Annotated in this window: 1 protein-coding gene; it reads left to right on the top strand. The window is 50.6% G+C overall.

Going from position 1 to position 231, the window contains the following annotated elements; translation table 11 throughout:
* Positions 1-25 precede the first annotated feature (25 nt).
* Positions 26-231, top strand: a 206-nt coding sequence (locus E5W87_RS34545; protein WP_292408175.1) for a hypothetical protein, incomplete at its 3' end; no start/stop codon positions are given.

Genomic DNA, 231 nt, shown 5'->3' on the forward strand with positions numbered 1-231 from the left:
GTTCAAATCTCATTGGCCAAGCGTTTTGGCCGTTATCGCCTTTGCGCCTGGCGTATTCCGCTGGATTGTTTCGATATTCGATTGGGGAGCGAGACTCGACGTTATTATTGCCCATATTCATGAATTAGGTTGGGTCGGCAGCGTGTTCGCTTTCTTTCTGGACCCTCCTCCGTGGTCCATATTCCCTGCGTTTGTGGTCGGTTTTCTTTTCTTGACCCTCGAAGTCCGCAG

This window comes from Mesorhizobium sp. (genome assembly GCF_004962925.1).
In the GTDB taxonomy this organism is placed as follows: domain Bacteria; phylum Pseudomonadota; class Alphaproteobacteria; order Rhizobiales; family Rhizobiaceae; genus Mesorhizobium.